Origin of the sequence: Streptomyces sp. NPDC048258, from assembly GCF_043201995.1 — a bacterium.
GTDB lineage: Bacteria > Actinomycetota > Actinomycetes > Streptomycetales > Streptomycetaceae > Streptomyces.
Genome location: NZ_JBICZH010000003.1, coordinates 435,604 through 451,336, shown reverse-complemented (window position 1 = coordinate 451,336; position 15,733 = coordinate 435,604). Strand labels below are relative to the sequence as shown.

Annotated in this window: 14 protein-coding genes; 9 read left to right on the top strand and 5 right to left on the bottom strand. The window is 73.3% G+C overall.

The genetic code is table 11. The annotated features are described in order from the left end of the window. Window positions 1-4: 4 nt before the first annotated feature. A complete protein-coding gene (locus tag ACGFYQ_RS09565; protein WP_393741711.1) occupies window positions 5-1,558 on the bottom strand; it encodes a M1 family metallopeptidase in 1,554 nt (517 codons plus the stop codon). A 121-nt stretch (window positions 1,559-1,679) separates the two neighbouring features. Continuing rightward, window positions 1,680-2,315, bottom strand: a complete 636-nt coding sequence (locus ACGFYQ_RS09560; RefSeq protein ID WP_393741709.1) for a LysE family translocator — start codon at window positions 2,313-2,315, stop codon at window positions 1,680-1,682. Window positions 2,316-2,368: 53 nt separating this feature from the next. Here ACGFYQ_RS09560 and ACGFYQ_RS09555 point away from each other — a divergent pair, with 53 nt between their 5' ends. From ACGFYQ_RS09555 to ACGFYQ_RS09530, 6 genes are all read left to right on the top strand, one after another. After that, a complete protein-coding gene (locus tag ACGFYQ_RS09555) occupies window positions 2,369-3,856 on the top strand; it encodes a PLP-dependent aminotransferase family protein (RefSeq protein WP_393741707.1) in 1,488 nt (495 codons plus the stop codon). A 21-nt stretch (window positions 3,857-3,877) separates the two neighbouring features. Next, window positions 3,878-4,741, top strand: coding sequence for a hypothetical protein (locus ACGFYQ_RS09550; RefSeq protein ID WP_393741705.1), 864 nt, complete (start codon window positions 3,878-3,880; stop codon window positions 4,739-4,741). Window positions 4,742-4,882: 141 nt separating this feature from the next. Further along, window positions 4,883-7,312 (top strand): Tex family protein, encoded by a 2,430-nt coding sequence (locus tag ACGFYQ_RS09545; RefSeq protein WP_393741703.1) that lies wholly within the window; start codon window positions 4,883-4,885, stop codon window positions 7,310-7,312. A 321-nt stretch (window positions 7,313-7,633) separates the two neighbouring features. Further along, window positions 7,634-8,074, top strand: coding sequence for a hypothetical protein (locus tag ACGFYQ_RS09540; RefSeq protein WP_393741701.1), 441 nt, complete (start codon window positions 7,634-7,636; stop codon window positions 8,072-8,074). Then, window positions 8,064-9,260, top strand: a complete 1,197-nt coding sequence (locus tag ACGFYQ_RS09535; RefSeq protein ID WP_393741699.1) for an MAB_1171c family putative transporter — start codon at window positions 8,064-8,066, stop codon at window positions 9,258-9,260. The genes ACGFYQ_RS09540 and ACGFYQ_RS09535 overlap by 11 nt, the downstream gene beginning before the upstream one ends. After that, window positions 9,257-10,042: an SDR family NAD(P)-dependent oxidoreductase gene (locus tag ACGFYQ_RS09530; RefSeq protein ID WP_393741697.1), complete on the top strand. Its 786-nt coding sequence runs from the start codon at window positions 9,257-9,259 to the stop codon at window positions 10,040-10,042. The genes ACGFYQ_RS09535 and ACGFYQ_RS09530 overlap by 4 nt, the downstream gene beginning before the upstream one ends. A gap of 64 nt (window positions 10,043-10,106) precedes the next feature. On the opposite strand, the gene ACGFYQ_RS09525 is transcribed toward ACGFYQ_RS09530, so the two are convergent. Together ACGFYQ_RS09525 and ACGFYQ_RS09520 are read right to left on the bottom strand one after the other, a co-directional pair. Continuing rightward, window positions 10,107-10,376 (bottom strand): hypothetical protein, encoded by a 270-nt coding sequence (locus ACGFYQ_RS09525; RefSeq protein WP_393741695.1) that lies wholly within the window; start codon window positions 10,374-10,376, stop codon window positions 10,107-10,109. Between the two features lie 335 nt (window positions 10,377-10,711). After that, entirely contained in the window at window positions 10,712-12,349 is a 1,638-nt protein-coding gene (locus tag ACGFYQ_RS09520; protein WP_393741693.1) for an ABC-F family ATP-binding cassette domain-containing protein, read from the bottom strand. 103 nt (window positions 12,350-12,452) lie between these two features. On the opposite strand from ACGFYQ_RS09520, the gene ACGFYQ_RS09515 reads away from it, so the two are divergent. Both ACGFYQ_RS09515 and ACGFYQ_RS09510 read left to right on the top strand, forming a co-directional pair. Continuing rightward, the gene (locus tag ACGFYQ_RS09515; RefSeq protein ID WP_393741690.1) at window positions 12,453-13,427 is read left to right on the top strand and encodes a GlxA family transcriptional regulator; all 975 of its coding nucleotides are present in this window, start codon (window positions 12,453-12,455) and stop codon (window positions 13,425-13,427) included. Between the two features lie 70 nt (window positions 13,428-13,497). After that, a complete protein-coding gene (locus ACGFYQ_RS09510) occupies window positions 13,498-14,124 on the top strand; it encodes a DJ-1/PfpI family protein (protein ID WP_393741688.1) in 627 nt (208 codons plus the stop codon). Here the strand turns inward: ACGFYQ_RS09510 and ACGFYQ_RS09505 are convergent. After that, entirely contained in the window at window positions 14,111-14,914 is an 804-nt protein-coding gene (locus ACGFYQ_RS09505; RefSeq protein WP_393741686.1) for an enoyl-CoA hydratase/isomerase family protein, read from the bottom strand. The genes ACGFYQ_RS09510 and ACGFYQ_RS09505 overlap by 14 nt on opposite strands. 76 nt (window positions 14,915-14,990) lie before the next feature. On the opposite strand from ACGFYQ_RS09505, the gene ACGFYQ_RS09500 reads away from it, so the two are divergent. Next, window positions 14,991-15,677: an HdeD family acid-resistance protein gene (locus ACGFYQ_RS09500; protein WP_393741684.1), complete on the top strand. Its 687-nt coding sequence runs from the start codon at window positions 14,991-14,993 to the stop codon at window positions 15,675-15,677. The last annotated feature ends 56 nt before the right edge of the window (window positions 15,678-15,733 follow it).

The following is a 15,733-nucleotide window of genomic DNA, read 5'->3' as shown; positions in this document are numbered from 1 at the left end:
GGGGTCAGTGCCCGTCGTTCCCGTGCTCGGTCCCGTGCTCGGTCCCGTGGTCGTGGTCGTGGATCGTGTTCGTCTCCGCGATCTTCTTCCAGGACTTCGGCTCCGTCTTCGTCACCGGGGCCGAGAAGGAACGGGCCGTGGCGGCCGGCGCCGTGGGGTTCAGCGCCGAGGCGTCCGGCTTGCCCGGGGTGTACAGCCAGGTGTCGAACAGCTGGGCCAGCGGCCGCCCGGACACCTTCTCCGCGTAGGCGACGAAGTCCGCGACCTTGGCGTTGCCGTAGGAGCGCTCGGCCGGCCAGCCCTTGAGGATCTGGAAGAACTTCTCGTCGCCGATGTGGTTGCGCAGCGCCTGCAGGGCGATTCCGCCGCGGTCGTACACGGCACCGTGGAACTGGTTCTCCGGACCCGGGTCACCCGGCTTGACCTGCCAGAACGGGTCCTCCGCCGGACGCGTGGAGTAGGCCCAGTCGGCGAGCTCCCGCGCGGTGCCCTCGCCCTCCTTCTCCGACCACAGCCACTGGCTGTAGCGGGCGAAGCCCTCGTTGATCCAGATGTCCTTCCAGCCCTCGACGGACACGCTGTCGCCGTACCACTGGTGGGCCAGCTCGTGCACGACCACCGAGACGTTGGCGCCGTTCTGGAACTGGCGCGGACCGTAGAACGGCCGCGTCTGGGTCTCCAGCGCGAAGCCGGCGGTCACGTTCGGCACGTAGCCGCCCAGCGCGTTGAAGGGGTACGGACCGAAGACCCCCTCCAGCCACTCGGCGACCTCGGCGGTCCGCTCCACGCTCGCGCGCGCCGCGCCCGCGTTGTCGCCGAGGTCCTTGCTGTAGGCGTTCAGGACCGGCAGGCCGCTCGCCGTCTTGTCGGTGGTGATGTCGAACTTGCCGACCGCGAGGGTGGCGAGGTACGTGGCCTGCGGCTTGTTGGACCGCCAGTTGTAGCGGGTCCAGCCGAGCCGCGAGGTCTGCGACTGGAGCACGCCGTTGCTGATCGCCTGGGTGCCGTCCGGGACGTTGACCGAGACGTCGAAGGTGGCCTTGTCGAGCGGGTGGTCGTTGCTCGGGAACCACCAGACCGCCGAGTCGGGCTCCTGCGCCGCCACGCCGCCGTCGGGCGTGCGCTGCCAGGCCGTCCAGCCGTCGACCTTCAGCTCGGAGGGCTTCCCTGCGTACTTGACGACGACGGTCAGCGGGGTGTTGCGCGCCAGCGGCTTCGCCGGGGTGACCTCCAGCTCGTGGGTCCCGGAGGTGGCGAACTTCGCCTTGGCCCCGTTGACCCGGACCTCGCTGACCTGGAGGCCGAAGTCGAGGTTGAAGCGGGACAGGTCCTGCTTGGCCGTGGCGAGGAGGGTGGCGGTGCCTTCGAGCAGGTCCGTCTTCGGCTGGTACTGCAGGCGCAGGTCGTAGTGCGACACGTCGTATCCGCCGTTGCCGCTGGCCGGGTAGTAGGGATCGCCGATACCCGGGGCGCCCGGACCGGAACTCGCCGCCGACGCCGGGATCACCAGCAGCAGGGAAGCGGCGAGCACGCTCGGGGCGATGACTTTGCGGTGCACGAATGGCTCCAAGTGGTAGGGGAGACAGATCGGTTCAAGGCCTTGTCGCTCGACCGTATTCACCCGTGGCGCCCCACGTCATGTCCATGGCCCCCGCTGTCACACGATCGCCATCCGGCCGTCACGGGCCGGCGGACAGCGCCGCGAGGGCGCCCAGGGCACCGAGCGTCAGATACACCCCGGCGACCGCCCAGTGCTGCCGGGCCAGGGCCCGTGGCCTGCGGCGCAGCCAGCGGCTCAAGGCCCCGCCGGCGCACGCGTAGCCGATGTCGAGGAGCGCGCCGAGGACGAGGAACACCCCTCCGAGGAGCCACATCTGTGCCTTCGGATCGGCTGAATCCGGCCGGATGAACTGCGGGAGGAAGGCCAGGAAGAAGAGGGTCACCTTGGGGTTGAGGAGATTGGCCAGGGCGCCGTCGGCGAAGGCACGGCCCAGGGGCGCGGGCGGGGTCTCCTCGGCGTCGGGGAGGAACGGCCCGGCGCGCAGGGCCCGTACGCCCAGGAACAGCAGATAGCCCGCGCCGGCGTAGGAGAGGACGAGGAAGGCGGCGGGGGAGCGGGCCACCAGTTCCCGGGCGCCCGACACGGCGACGGCGATGTGCACCACGGTGGCGCTCTCCACCCCCGCCGCCGTGGCCAGCCCCGCCCGCCGGCCCTGGGCGGCGGCGCGCGTGACGATCAGGACCATGTTCGGGCCGGGGACGAGGATGAGCACCACGGCTGCGGCGACGAAGGCGAGGAGGGTGGCGGTGGTCATAGATTGAGCCTGGTGGAGCCCGGGGGAGGGCACCCGGGCCAATGGAGGGGCAAGTGGACCGTTCCGCGCCGCGCGTGTGGTCGCCGGCCGAACTGGACGCCGTACTGGGCGGCTGGACGAGCGGCCCCGGCCCGCTGTACCGGCGCCTCGCCACCGCCCTGCACCGCGCCGTCCGCACGGGCGAACTCGCCCCCGGCGACCGGCTGCCCGCCGAGCGGACCCTCGCCGCGGCCCTGGGCCTCAGCCGGGCCACCGTGGTCTCCGCCTACGACGCACTGCGCGGCTCCGGCGCGGTGGACAGCCTGCGGGGGAGCGGGACCCGGATCGCCCGGCTGCCGGGAGCCTCGCTGCGGCCGGCCGACGGGCGGGTCCACGGCGGCACCGGCACGGCCGTGGTCCAGCGGCTGGTGGACGGCCCGGCCGAGGTGATCTCCCTGTCGGCCGCCGCACAGGGCGCGGTTCCCGAGGTACGGGAGGCCCTCGCCGCGCTCCTGGCCGACGGGCTGGATCCGCTGCTGGCGGAGACCGGCTACCACCCGGGCGGCCTTCCGGAGCTGCGGGCCGCGATGGCGGACCGGTACACGGCCGACGGGCTGCGGACGGAGCCCGGACAGATCCTCGTCACGACCGGCGCCACCCAGGCGCTCACCCTCGTGGCGCAGCTGTACGTACGGCGCGGTTCGGCGGTGGTGGTGGAGACACCGAGCTGGCCGGGATGCCTGGACGCCCTGCTGGCCGCCGGGGCGCGGCCGCGGCGGGTGCCGCTGGACGCGGACGGCATCGAGCTGCCCGGCTTCCGGGCCGCCCTGCCCGGGGCGGTGCTGGCCCAGGTCACGCCCACCTTCCACAACCCGACCGGGGCACTGATGTCCGCCGCCCGGCGGGAGCGCGTCGCGGCGCTGGCCGCGCGGGCGCGGGTTCCGGTCGTGGAGGACCTCGCCTACGACACCCGGCTGTGGGACACCCCGGAGCCGGGCCCGGTGGCCGCGTTCGCCCCGCCGGACGCGGAGGTGCTGAGCGTCGGCTCCCTCGCCAAGGCCGTGTGGGGCGGCCTGCGCATCGGCTGGCTGCGCGGGCCTGCGCCGGTGGTGGAGCGCCTCGCCCGGCTCAAGGCCCTGGCCGACCTGGGCAGTCCGCTGCTGGACCAGGCCCTCGCCGTCCGCCTGCTGCCGCGCGTGGAGGCCATCCGGGCGGCCCGGGCGGTGACCCTGCGGGCCGCCCTGACCGGGCTGGAGGGGCTGCTCGTACGGGAACTGCCCGGCTGGTCCTGGCAACGCCCGGCCGGCGGCGCGGCCTTGTGGATCCGGCTCCCGGCGGGAACGGACGCGGCCGTCTTCGCGCAGGTCGCGCTGCGGTACGGGGTCGAGCTGATCCCCGGCTCGACGACCGACCCCTCGGGCGCCCACGACGACCGCGTCCGACTCCCCTTCACGCTCCCGCCGCCCCGCCTGGCGGAGCTCGTGGCCCGCCTCTCCCGCGCCTGGTCCGCGTTCCCGGGCGCCGGTGGCCGGATCCACAGCCGGACCTGGCCGACATACTGAGCAGTCGGTAACCTGCCGTCCATGACTCTTCCCCCGCTCGCCGCACGGCACTGCTGGCACGCCGCGATCAATCCGCTGCACTCCACCGTCTACTTCTCGCGGGACACCACCAAGGAGTTCGCCGGCCTCGGGATCACCGACCCCGTCGCCGTCAACCTCGCCCACCGGTCCGCGGCCATGGGCGCCGTCGGAGCGGGCACGGTGACCGCCACGTTCTACAACTACCGCCACGACCTCGTCGCCCGGCACCTCCCGGCCGTCTGGGAGACCGCCACGCCCGAACAGGCCCTCGCCGCCCGGCTGCGCGCCGCCGACGCCACCCTGCGCCGGCTGCTCGGCACCGAGACCATCGAGTCGCCCGAGCTCGCCGAGGCCGCCGACCTGGCGATACGCGCCACCGAGGGCTGTACCCGGCACGCCCGCCCCCTCTACGCGGCCCACGCCGACCTCCCCGTACCCGAGGAACCGCACCTGCGCCTGTGGCACGCCACCACCCTGCTGCGCGAGCACCGCGGCGACGGCCACCTCGCCGCCCTGCTCCTCGCGGACCTGGACCCGCTCGAAGCCCTGGTCAGCCACACCGCCACCGGCAAGGGCATGACCCCGAAGTGGCTCAAGTCCATCCGCGGCTGGGAGCAGTCCGACCTGGACGCCGCGGCCGCCCGGCTGCGCGAGCGCGGCGTGCTCGACGCCGGCGGCGAGCTGACCGAACAGGGCGCGGCCCTGCGCGAGCGGCTGGAGACCGAGACCGACCGCCTCGACGCCGCCCCCTACGAGCACCTGGGCGCAGCCGGCCTGGCCCGCCTGGCGGAACTCGGCGGCGGCTTCGTGATGAAGGCGGTCATGGCCGGAGCCTTCCCGGCGGATCTGCGCGGCAAGGCCTGACCGGCACGGCCTGACCGCGCCTGAACCGGCCCCGCCCCCGGGCCCCGCGGCCGCGCTCTGGCGGGCTTACCGCCCCTTGCCACGGCCACCTGCCACAATTGGCAGCCTTCCAGTGCAAACGAAGGCAGGCGGGACCCGATCGTGACGACGTCCATCGAAGGCAGGATCGCCGAGGAGCTCGGCGTACGGGAGCGGCAGGTCAAGGCCGCCGTCGAGCTGCTCGACGGCGGCTCCACCGTGCCGTTCATCGCGCGCTACCGCAAGGAAGCGACCGAGATGCTCGACGATGCCCAGCTGCGCACCCTCGAGGAGCGGCTGAGGTATCTGCGCGAGCTGGAGGACCGGCGCTCCGCGATCCTGGACTCCGTGCGGGAGCAGGGCAAGCTCGACGCCGAGCTGGAGGCGCGGATCAACGCGGCCGACACCAAGGCCCGGCTGGAGGACATCTACCTGCCCTTCAAGCCCAAGCGGCGCACCAAGGCGCAGATCGCCCGCGAGGCCGGTCTGGAGCCGCTCGCCGAGGGCCTGCTCGCCGACCCCTCGGTGGAACCGGCCGCCGCGGCCGCCGCGTTCGTCGACGCCGGCAAGGGCGTCGCCGATCCGGCCGCGGCCCTGGAGGGCGCCCGCGCCATCCTCACCGAGCGGTTCGCCGAGGACGCCGACCTGATCGGCGAACTGCGCGAGCGCATGTGGAGCCGCGGCCGGCTCGCGGCGAAGGTCCGCGAGGGCAAGGAGGAGGCGGGCGCCAAGTTCGCCGACTACTTCGACTTCGCCGAGCCGTTCACCGCGCTGCCCTCGCACCGCGTCCTCGCCATGCTGCGCGGCGAGAAGGAGGACGTCCTCGACCTCACCCTGGAGCCGGAGGAACCGAGCGAAACGCCCGGCCCGTCCACGTACGAGGGCATGGTCGCCCGCCGCTTCGGCATCGCGGACCGCGCGCGCCCCGGCGACAAGTGGCTGGCCGACACCGTCCGCTGGGCCTGGCGTACGAAGATCCAGGTGCACCTCGGCATCGACCTGCGGACGCGGCTGCGCGCCGCCGCCGAGGACGAGGCCGTACGGGTCTTCGCCGCGAACCTGCGCGACCTGCTGCTCGCGGCCCCCGCGGGCACCCGCTCGACGCTCGGCCTGGACCCGGGCTTCCGTACCGGCGTGAAGGTCGCCGTCGTGGACGCCACCGGCAAGGTCGTGGCCACGGACGTCATCTACCCGCACGTGCCCGCCAACAAGTGGGACGAGTCCCTCGCCAAGCTCGCCCGCCTCGCGAAGGAGCACGCGGTCGAGCTGATCGCGATCGGCAACGGCACGGCCTCCCGGGAGACCGACAAGCTCGCCGGGGACCTCATCACCCGCCACCCCGAGCTGGGGCTCACCAAGGTGATGGTCTCGGAGGCCGGCGCCTCCGTGTACTCGGCGTCCGCCTTCGCCTCGCAGGAACTCCCCGGCATGGACGTGTCGTTGCGCGGGGCGGTCTCCATCGCCCGGCGCCTGCAGGACCCGCTCGCCGAGCTGGTCAAGATCGACCCGAAGTCGATCGGCGTCGGCCAGTACCAGCACGACCTGTCCGAGGTGAAGCTCTCCCGCTCGCTCGACGCGGTGGTCGAGGACTGCGTGAACGGCGTCGGCGTGGACGTCAACACCGCCTCCGCGCCGCTGCTCTCGCGCGTGTCGGGCATCAGCGGCGGACTCGCCGAGAACATCGTCTCCCACCGCGACGCCAACGGCCCCTTCCGCAGCCGCAAGGGGCTCAAGGACGTGGCCCGCCTCGGCCCCAAGGCGTACGAGCAGTGCGCGGGCTTCCTGCGGATCCGCGGCGGGGACGACCCGCTGGACGCCTCCGCGGTACACCCCGAGGCGTACCCGGTGGTCCGGGCGATGGGCAAGACGGCCGGCGGCGAGGTGGCGGCCCTGATCGGCAACACCGGCGTCCTGCGCTCCCTGCGCCCGGAGCAGTTCGTCACCGAGGCCTTCGGCCTGCCCACGGTCACCGACATCCTGCGCGAGCTGGAGAAGCCGGGCCGCGACCCGCGGCCCGCCTTCAAGACGGCGACCTTCAAGGAGGGCGTGGAGAAGATCGGCGACCTGGCCCCCGGGATGATCCTGGAAGGCGTGGTCACCAACGTGGCCGCCTTCGGCGCCTTCATCGACATCGGCGTCCACCAGGACGGGCTGGCGCACGTCTCGGCGCTGTCGAAGACCTTCGTCAAGGACCCCCGGGACGTGGTCAAGCCGGGCGACATCGTCCGCGTGAAGGTCATGGACGTGGACATCCCGCGCAAGCGGATCTCGCTGACCCTGCGGCTGGAGGACGAGGCGGACCGTTCCGCCGGGGCGCCCGGGCAGCGCGAGGAGCGGCAGGAGCGGCGGGGCGGCGGCCGTCCGCCGCAGCAGCGCGGCGCCGCGGGCGCCCGCGAGGGCGGCGGCAGGAACCAGAGCCAGCGCGGTCAGGGCGGCGGCCAGGGCCAGCGGCAGGGCGGGGGCGCACCCGCCCCCGCGCCCGCCAACAGCGCGATGGCCGACGCCCTGCGCCGCGCCGGTCTCACCGGACCCGAGGAGCGCCGCAAGCGCTGACCGGCGGCATGCGGCCACCCCGGCGTGTGGGGTCTCCGTGCACGTTGGCCGAATAGGTTCCCCACCGGGGGACCTGCCTTGCCAATTCCCGTACAAGATCTGTAGGCATGGTGGAACGCCCGTTCGTCACCCGGCGGACGGGCATCCGCATTTCCCCTCAGGACCGCATTCCCCGAGGCCGCCTTGAAGGCACAGGACACCATGCCCATGCCCGCACACGCCTACCGACGCTGCCCGAGAAAGGGTCCGAAGAGGGATCACATGCCCCATCGGCAACTCAGCTTGCGTAAACGGTGCGAGAACATTCTCGGCCATCTGGAATTGACCCACCCCTTTTCACTCGACGCGCTGTGCAGCCGAATAGCCGAGCAGCGCGGCCGCCCCATCCGGCTCCATCCGCTCCCCAAGGAGGCGGCGGAGACCGGCGTCTGCGGACTGTGGGTCGGCACGGCCAGCGTCGACTACGTCTTCTACGAGGCGCAGACCACCCCGCTCCACCGGGAGCACATCGTGCTCCACGAGCTCGGCCACATCCTCTTCGGCCACCACTCGCTGGAGGGCGAGGAGGCCGACGGAGGTGCCCCCACCGTGCTCGGGCGCACCAACTACACCACCCGCCAGGAGCAGGAGGCGGAGATGCTCGCCAGCATGATCCGCATCCGCACGGCGAACGCGGGCCCGCAGCCGGTCACCCGGGCCCGGGGCACCCTGGCCCGGCTGGAGTCCGCCATGGGCTACGAGTGGGGCAACGATGGCTGCTGACCTGACCGCCTTCGGCAACTGGCTGTCGGTTCCCAGCGTGGTGATCCTGTGGATCGCGGTCCTCCTCCGCGCCCCCGGCGCCCTGCGCTCCCGGCAGCAGCGCGGCCTGTGGCTGGCCGTCGCCACGGCCGCCGCCGCGATGACCCTGAACCTCCCCGACGTCGTCGCCTACGCGATGAGCCGCGAGGCCGCGTACGCCCACACCATCGGCCTCGTACGCAACCTCATCGGCGTCCTCTCCGCCGGCGCCGTCCTCTACTTCGTGGCCGCCGCCACCGGCCGCCGCCGGCTCCAGCTCGCCTCCTGGACCGCCACGGCGGGCTGGCTCACCGCGCTCGTCGCGCTGGACATGGCCGCGCCCGGGCACGGCACGCACACCATGCCGCCGGTCGGCGATCCGGTGCCCTCCCTCGCGTACTGGCTGGTGCTGATCTCCGCGCACCTGGCCGCCAACACCATCTGCGTCTCCCTGTGCTGGCGCTACAGCCGCCGCACCGAGAGCCGGGGGCTGGCCGCCGGTCTGCGGCTCTTCGGCCTCGGAACCGCGCTCGCCGGCCTGTTCTGGCTCGCGTACCTGCTCAAGGCCCTGTTCGGCAGCACCTGGGCGATGCCCGCGCTGCCGCTGATGATGAACGTGCACGGCCTGCTGCGCGCCGCCGGGATCCTCGTGCCGACCCTGTTCACCTTCCGCCGCACCGCCGCCGACATCGCCACCGCGTGGCGGCTGTGGCCGCTGTGGCGCGACCTGGTCCAGGCCGTCCCGCACGTGGCTCTGAACAAGCCGCGGGCCGGGCGGGTGGTCGAGCTGCTGTGGCCCCCGGTCCCGCGCAACCTGCTCGTGTACCGCAAGGTCATCGAGACGCGCGACGCGATCCTGATCCTCGGGGAGTACGTCTCCCCGGGCGCCCTGGAACTCGCCCGCGGCCAGGTCGCCGGCCGCGGGGTCCCCGAGCAGCGGCGCACCGCGGCCGCGCTGGCCTCCGTACTGAAGGAGGCGCGGCGGACGAAACTCGACGGACTGCCCGGACAGCCGGGCGAGGCGGTCGGCCTGGAGCTGACCGCCGCGATCCAGACCTCCGACGAGAGCGGGGACCTGGCGGACGAGGCCCGGTTCCTCGTCGACGTCGCCCAGGAGTACACCGCACGCCGTGACGTCTCGGACCGTCGGGAAGTGAAGCCGTCTTGACCACCGTACTGATCACCGGGGCCAGTGCCGGACTGGGCGCGGCCTTCGCCCGGGGCTTCGCCGCCAAGGGCTGCGACCTGGTCCTCGTCGCCCGCGACAAGGAGCGGCTGCGGGCCGTCGCGCGGGACCTCGGCCGGGAGTTCGGCACGGCGGCCGAGGTGCTGCCCGCCGACCTGCTGGACGCGGCGGACTGCGCGGTGGTCGCCGAGCGGCTGGCCGACCGGGCCCGGCCCGTGGACATCCTGGTCAACAACGCGGGCTTCGGGCTGCCCGCGCCCTTCCCGTACAGCCCGGTCGAGGACGAGGAGCGGATGCTCGACCTGCTGGTCAAGGTCCCGCTCCGGCTCACCCACGCCGTGCTGCCGGGCCTGCGCGAGCGCCGCCGGGGCGCGGTGGTCAACGTCTCCTCGGTGGCCGGACTACTGCCGACCGGCACCTACGGGGCCGCCAAGGCGTGGATCACCGCGTTCAGCGAGTCGCTGCGGGTGGACATGGCACCGTACGGGGTCCGGGTGCTGGCGGTGGTCCCGGGCTTCACGCGCACCGAGTTCCAGGAACGCGCCGGGATGGACGTCAGCGCACTGCGCGAGGCGGTCTGGCTGGAGCCGCGGGCCGTGGTCGACCAGGCCCTGCGCGACCTCGCCCTGCGCCGCCCGCTCAGCATCACGGGCCGCCGCTACCAGGTGTACGCACTGGCGGCCCGCCACCTTCCGCGCGCCTTCGTGGCCCGCAGGATGGCCCGCACCCGGCGCGCCCCGGCAGACCGGCCGGCCGAGCGCTGAAGCCGCCGCGGCAGCCCGATGCGCGGCCCGGTGACGGGTCCGCGCAGGGGCGTGCTGTGTGGGATCACCAGTGGCCGTGTCCTCGGCCGTGGCCGTTTCCTCCATAACCGTTGTCGTCGTCATCGTGGTCCCAGCCACCGTGGCGCCAGCCGCTGTAGTGACCGCCGTAGTCGTCGTCGTCATCGTCGTCGCAGCCGCCGCCGTTGACGTAACTGACCGGTTGGGTCGGGGCTGCCGCCGAGGCGGTGCCCGCCGTGCCGAGCGCGGCCCCACCGGCCATCAGGAGACCGGCGGCGGAGGCCACGAAGAGGCGCTTCGCTCTCTGTGCATGCATGGGTATTCCCTTTCCTTCCACCCTCTCGCACCTCTGCGAGGCATGAGGGGGCGGAACCGCGGCCGCAGAAACAGAATGCGCAGCGCGGATCGGATGCAGGGCCGCCGGAAATGCGGAAGCACAGTCCCGGCCACAAGGGCTCAGGCGCCATATGGGTCCCGAAGCAGGCACGCGTCCGAGGTACTACCCCTGCCGACGCGGCACTCCGGCCATGGAGGCGTGCTCCGCGGTTGCGGCTCTCACCCACAAAGGCTAGTCGCGCACGAGCCGGTCGGCACCTTGAGACGCCGGGGCCGCTCCCGCACCCGGCGCCGCCAACTGCCCTCCCCCGTCGGCTACAGCTCGGTGACCTTGCCGCCCACGACGCGGAGGCGGCGGGTCACCGAGACGGCGTCCAGCATGCGGCGGTCGTGGGTGACCAGGAGGAGCGTGCCCTCGTAGGCCTCCAGGGCGGACTCCAGCTGCTCGATCGCCGGGAGGTCCAGGTGGTTGGTGGGCTCGTCCAGGACCAGCAGGTTCACCCCGCGTCCCTGGAGCAGGGCCAGGGCGGCGCGGGTGCGCTCGCCCGGGGAGAGGGTGGCCGCCGGGCGCAGGACGTGGGCCGCCTTGAGGCCGAACTTGGCCAGCAGGGTGCGGACTTCGGCCGGCTCGGTGTCCGGGACGGCCGCGCAGAAGGCCTCCAGCAGCGGTTCGTCCCCGAGGAACAGGCCGCGGGCCTGGTCCACCTCGCCGATCAGGACGCCGGAGCCGAGGGTGGCGGAGCCGGAGTCCGGCGCCAGCCGGCCGAGCAGGACGGCGAGCAGGGTGGACTTGCCCGCGCCGTTCGCCCCGGTGATCGCCACCCGGTCCGCCCAGTCGATCTGCAGGCTGGCCGGGCCGAAGGTGAAGTCCCCCCGCTTGACGGCCGCTTCGCGCAGGGTCGCGACCACCGAGCCGGAGCGCGGGGCCGCCGCGATCTCCATGCGCAGCTCCCACTCCTTGCGCGGCTCGTCGACCACCTCCAGCCGCTCGATCGCGCGCTGCGTCTGGCGGGCCTTGGCGGCCTGCTTCTCGCTGGACTCGCCGCGCAGGTTCTTGCCGATCTTGTCGTTGTCGCTCGCCTTGCGGCGGGCGTTGCGCACGCCCTTGTCCATCCAGTTGCGCTGCATCTGGGCCCGGCCCTCGAGGGCGGACTTCTTGCCCGCGTACTCCTCGAACTCCTCGCGGGCGTGGTCGCGGGCCCGCTCCCGCTCCTCCAGGTAGGCGTCGTAGCCGCCGCCGTAGAGGTTGATCTGCTGCTGGGCCAGGTCGAGTTCGAGGACCTTGGTGACCGTCCGCGCGAGGAACTCGCGGTCGTGGCTGATCACGACCGTGCCCGCGCGCAGCCCCGTGACGAACCGCTCCAGCCGCTCCAGACCGTCCAGGTCCAGGTCGTTGGTGGGCTCGTCGAGCAGGAAGACGTCGTAGCGGGACAGCAGCAGCGAGGCGAGTCCCGCGCGGGCCGCCTGGCCACCGGAGAGCGCCGTCATGGGCAGGTCCAGACCCACCGTGAGGCCGAGCTCCGCGGCGACCTCCTCCGCCCGCTCGTCGAGGTCGGCGCCGCCCAGGTCCAGCCACTTGTCCAGCGCGGTCGCGTACGCGTCGTCCGCGCCCGGCGTCCCGTCCACCAGACCCTGCGTCGCCGTGTCGAGCTCCGCCTGCGCGGCCGCCACACCCGTACGCCGCGCCAGGAAATCGCGTACCGACTCGTCGGGCCGGCGCTCCGGCTCCTGCGGGAGGTGCCCGACGGCGGCGGTGGGCGGGGACAGCCGCAGCTCACCGGTCTCGGGGGTGTCCAGCCCGGCGAGCAGGCGCAGCAGGGTGGACTTCCCGGCGCCGTTGACGCCCACCAGGCCGATGACGTCGCCGGGCGCGACGACGAGGTCGAGATCGGCGAAGAGCGTGCGCTCACCGTGCGCGGCGGTGAGCTTCTTGGCGACGAGGGTTGCAGTCATGATTCGCCGATCCTATCCGGGCACGCGCGGCCCCCGGGGCATGGCCGGATAGGTGGGATGCATGTCATTGCGGACACCCGGCCACGCGTCACACCATGAGGCCATGTCGTTGCGAAACGTGCTCGTCGTCCTCTACGACGGGGTGCAGAGCCTTGACGTGACCGGGCCGGTGGAGGTGTTCGCCGCCGCCGCCCGGTTCCCGGGACGGGTGGGGTACGAGATCCGGACGGTGTCGCCGGGCGGCGCGCCGGTCCGTACGAGCAGTGGGCTGACGCTGATGCCGGACGGGGAGCTGGAGAGCGCCCGGCCGGGGAAGGGGACCACGCTGCTCGTGCCCGGCGGCCGGTACACGGCCGACTTCGAGCCCCGGCTCACCGACTGGCTGCGCGCTCACGGGGGTGGCGCGGAGCGGCTGGTGTCCGTGTGCACGGGCGGGCTGCTGCTGGCCGAGGCAGGGCTGCTGGACGGACGCCGGGCGACCACGCACTGGTACGCGTGCGAGCAGATGGCGCGGGACTACCCGGCCGTCGTGGTGGAGCCCGATCCCATCTACGTACGGGACGGGCCCGTGGCCACCTCGGCCGGGGTCACGGCGGGCATCGACCTCGCGCTCGCGCTGGTGGAGGAGGACCACGGGCGGGACGTGGCGCTCACGATCGCCCGGCACCTGGTGGTGTTCCTGCGCAGGCCCGGCAACCAGGCCCAGTTCAGCGCGCAGCTGGAGGCACAGACGGCGCGGCGGGAGCCGCTGCGGGACGTACAGCAGTTCATCACCGAGCACCCGGGCGGGGACCTGAGCGTCGAGGCACTGGCGGCCCGGGCCAGGCTGTCGCCGCGGCACTTCGCGCGCGCCTTCCAGGCGGAGACGGGGGTGACGCCGGGGCGGTACGTCGAACGGGTGCGGGTGGAGCACGCGCGGCGGCTGCTGGAGGACAGCGGCGAGGGCGTCGCGCAGATCTCCCGGGCGTGCGGCTACGGCACGCCGGAGGCGCTGCGCAGGGCCTTCGTGAAGGCCCTCGGCCAGTCGCCGGCCGAATACCGCCGCCGCTTCGGCCCCTGCCCCCCTCGGGCCCCGTAGCCGGGCCGCGCCGGACAGACCTGCCGCCCCCGGCCGGGGGCCGGCACCACGCAACCGCTCCGGAGGAGCCATGCAGATCGCCGTACTGCTCTACGACCGCTTCACCGCCCTCGACGCCATCGGGCCCTTCGACACGCTCGGCCGCCTCCAGGACGCCGAGATCGTATTCGTGTCCGAGCGTCCCGGGCCCGTGCGGACCGACAACGGATCGCTCGCCCTCGTCGCCGACAAGGCGCTCCACGAGGTCACCCGGCCCGACATCGTCATCGTGCCCGGCGGGCCGCACCCCGAGGTGGAGATGAAGAATCCCGCCGTCCTCGAGTGGCTGCGGGCCGTCGACGCCACCACCACCTGGACGACCTCCGTCTGCACCGGCTCCCTGCTGCTGGCCGCCGCGGGGCTGCTCGACGGGCGGCGGGCCGCGAGCCACTGGCTGTTCCTGGACCAGCTGCCGCGGTTCGGGGCCGAGCCCACCGAGGAGCGGGTGGTGTTCGACGGGAAGTACGTCACCGCCGCCGGCGTCTCCTCGGGGATCGACATGGGCCTCACCCTGCTCGGCAGGATCGCCGGGGACGAGTACGCCCAGACCGTCCAGCTGATGACCGAGTACGACCCCCAGCCGCCCTACGACGCCGGCTCCCCGGCCAAGGCCCCGGCCGAGATCGTCGCGCGGCTGCGGGCGGTCAGTCCTCTGTAGGCCGGCTCCGCGTCGGCCGGTCCTCCGCGGGCCGGTCCTCCGCGGGCCAGCGGAAGGCGGGCGCCCGGCGCTCCAGGAACGCGGCGACGCCCTCCGCGGTGTCGCCGCTTCCGGCCGCCTGCTCGGCCCAGTACCCGTCCCGGTCCGTCCGCCCGTCCGCGAACTCCTTGGCCGCCGCCTGGGTGAGCTGTGAGCGGGAGACCAGCACGCGGGTGAACTCGGCCACCCGCTTGTCCAGTTGGCCGGCCGGCAGCAGCTCGTCCAGGAAGCCGGTCCGCAGCGCGCGGTCCGCGTCGATCAACTCCGCCGAGAAGAGCAGGTACTTGGCGGTGGCCGGGCCGACCAGGGCCGTCAGCCGCCGGGTGGAGGAGGCCGCGTAGACGATGCCCAGCTTCGCCGGGGTCACCCCGTACGACGACCCCTCCTCCGCGAACCGCAGATCGCAGGCGGCGGCCAGCTGGCCGCCGCCGCCCACGCAGAACCCGCGGATCGCCGCCAGCGTGGGTTTCGGGAAGGCGGCCAGGGCCTCCTCCGCCGCGATGGCGAGTGCCTGCGGCTCGTCGTCCCCGGTGAGCGAGGAGATGTCCGCGCCCGCGCAGAAGGTCGGCCCCGCGCCGGTCAGGACGAGCACCCGTACGGCCGGGTCGGCCGCCAGTTCCGCCAGCAGCTCCGGCAGGGCCCGCCACATCGCGGCCGTCATGGCGTTCCGCTTGGCGGGGTGGGAGATGACGACGGTGGCGACCCCGTCGGCGACCGTGTGCAGGAGGGCTGCGTCCCGGGCTGCGTCCATGGGCCGGATGCTATCCCGGGCCGCCGATCCTATGATCAAGGGAGTCGGTCCGGGGGCGCGAGGAGGTGGCACGTCCATGGGCGCAGACCGTGCGGACCGTACCGAGGCGAAGGGCCGGGAACCGCAGCGGGAGAAGACGAAGGTCAGCCGTGGTTACGGACTGCTGGCCGTGCTCGGGGTGATTCTCGTGCTGGCCGGTCTGGTCGGTCTCGTCTACACCGGTCTGGCCACCCTGACCTCGATGTTCCTCTTCGGCTGGCTGCTGCTGATCGGCGGTGTGGTCGGACTGCTGCAAGCCGTCCAGTCCCGCAGGAGCAACTACTTCTGGCTCGCCGTCATCGTCGCCGCGATCAACATCGCCGCCGGTTTCGTGGTCCTGCGCCGGCCCGAGGCGAGCGCCGAGGCGCTGACCATGTTCGCCGCGCTGCTCTTCCTCACCGGCGGGCTGTTCCGGCTGGTCGGCTCCCTGGTGGTGCGGGGGGCGAACTTCGGGCTCTCGCTGGTCCAGGGCGCCTTCGGGGTCCTGCTGGGCATCCTGATCCTCTCGAACTGGCCCGGCAACAGCCTCTACGTGATCGGAACGTTCTTCTCCCTCGCCCTCCTGTTCGACGGCCTGAGCCTGGTGGCCACGGGCATGGGTGCCCGGCGCATCCTGGGGTTGGTCAGCGAAGACGAGTCGCCGGCGGAGGCGGGCGTTGCGGACGTGGCGCGCGAGGCGGCCGGGAGACGCCCCACAGAAGATCAGGAACAGTCGAACAACTGACTCTGTCATACGCCAACGGTCAGAATGTGTCCGAATCACGCTGACTTATGGTCAGC

Coding starts and splice junctions, on each gene's coding strand:
- ACGFYQ_RS09505 (WP_393741686.1), bottom strand. CDS start 14,914: ATGGACGCAGCCCGGGACGCAGCCCTCCTGCACACGGTCGCCGACGGG.
- ACGFYQ_RS09550 (WP_393741705.1), top strand. CDS start 3,878: ATGACTCTTCCCCCGCTCGCCGCACGGCACTGCTGGCACGCCGCGATC.
- ACGFYQ_RS09510 (WP_393741688.1), top strand. CDS start 13,498: ATGCAGATCGCCGTACTGCTCTACGACCGCTTCACCGCCCTCGACGCC.
- ACGFYQ_RS09525 (WP_393741695.1), bottom strand. CDS start 10,376: ATGCATGCACAGAGAGCGAAGCGCCTCTTCGTGGCCTCCGCCGCCGGT.
- ACGFYQ_RS09520 (WP_393741693.1), bottom strand. CDS start 12,349: ATGACTGCAACCCTCGTCGCCAAGAAGCTCACCGCCGCGCACGGTGAG.
- ACGFYQ_RS09515 (WP_393741690.1), top strand. CDS start 12,453: ATGTCGTTGCGAAACGTGCTCGTCGTCCTCTACGACGGGGTGCAGAGC.
- ACGFYQ_RS09500 (WP_393741684.1), top strand. CDS start 14,991: ATGGGCGCAGACCGTGCGGACCGTACCGAGGCGAAGGGCCGGGAACCG.
- ACGFYQ_RS09535 (WP_393741699.1), top strand. CDS start 8,064: ATGGCTGCTGACCTGACCGCCTTCGGCAACTGGCTGTCGGTTCCCAGC.
- ACGFYQ_RS09560 (WP_393741709.1), bottom strand. CDS start 2,315: ATGACCACCGCCACCCTCCTCGCCTTCGTCGCCGCAGCCGTGGTGCTC.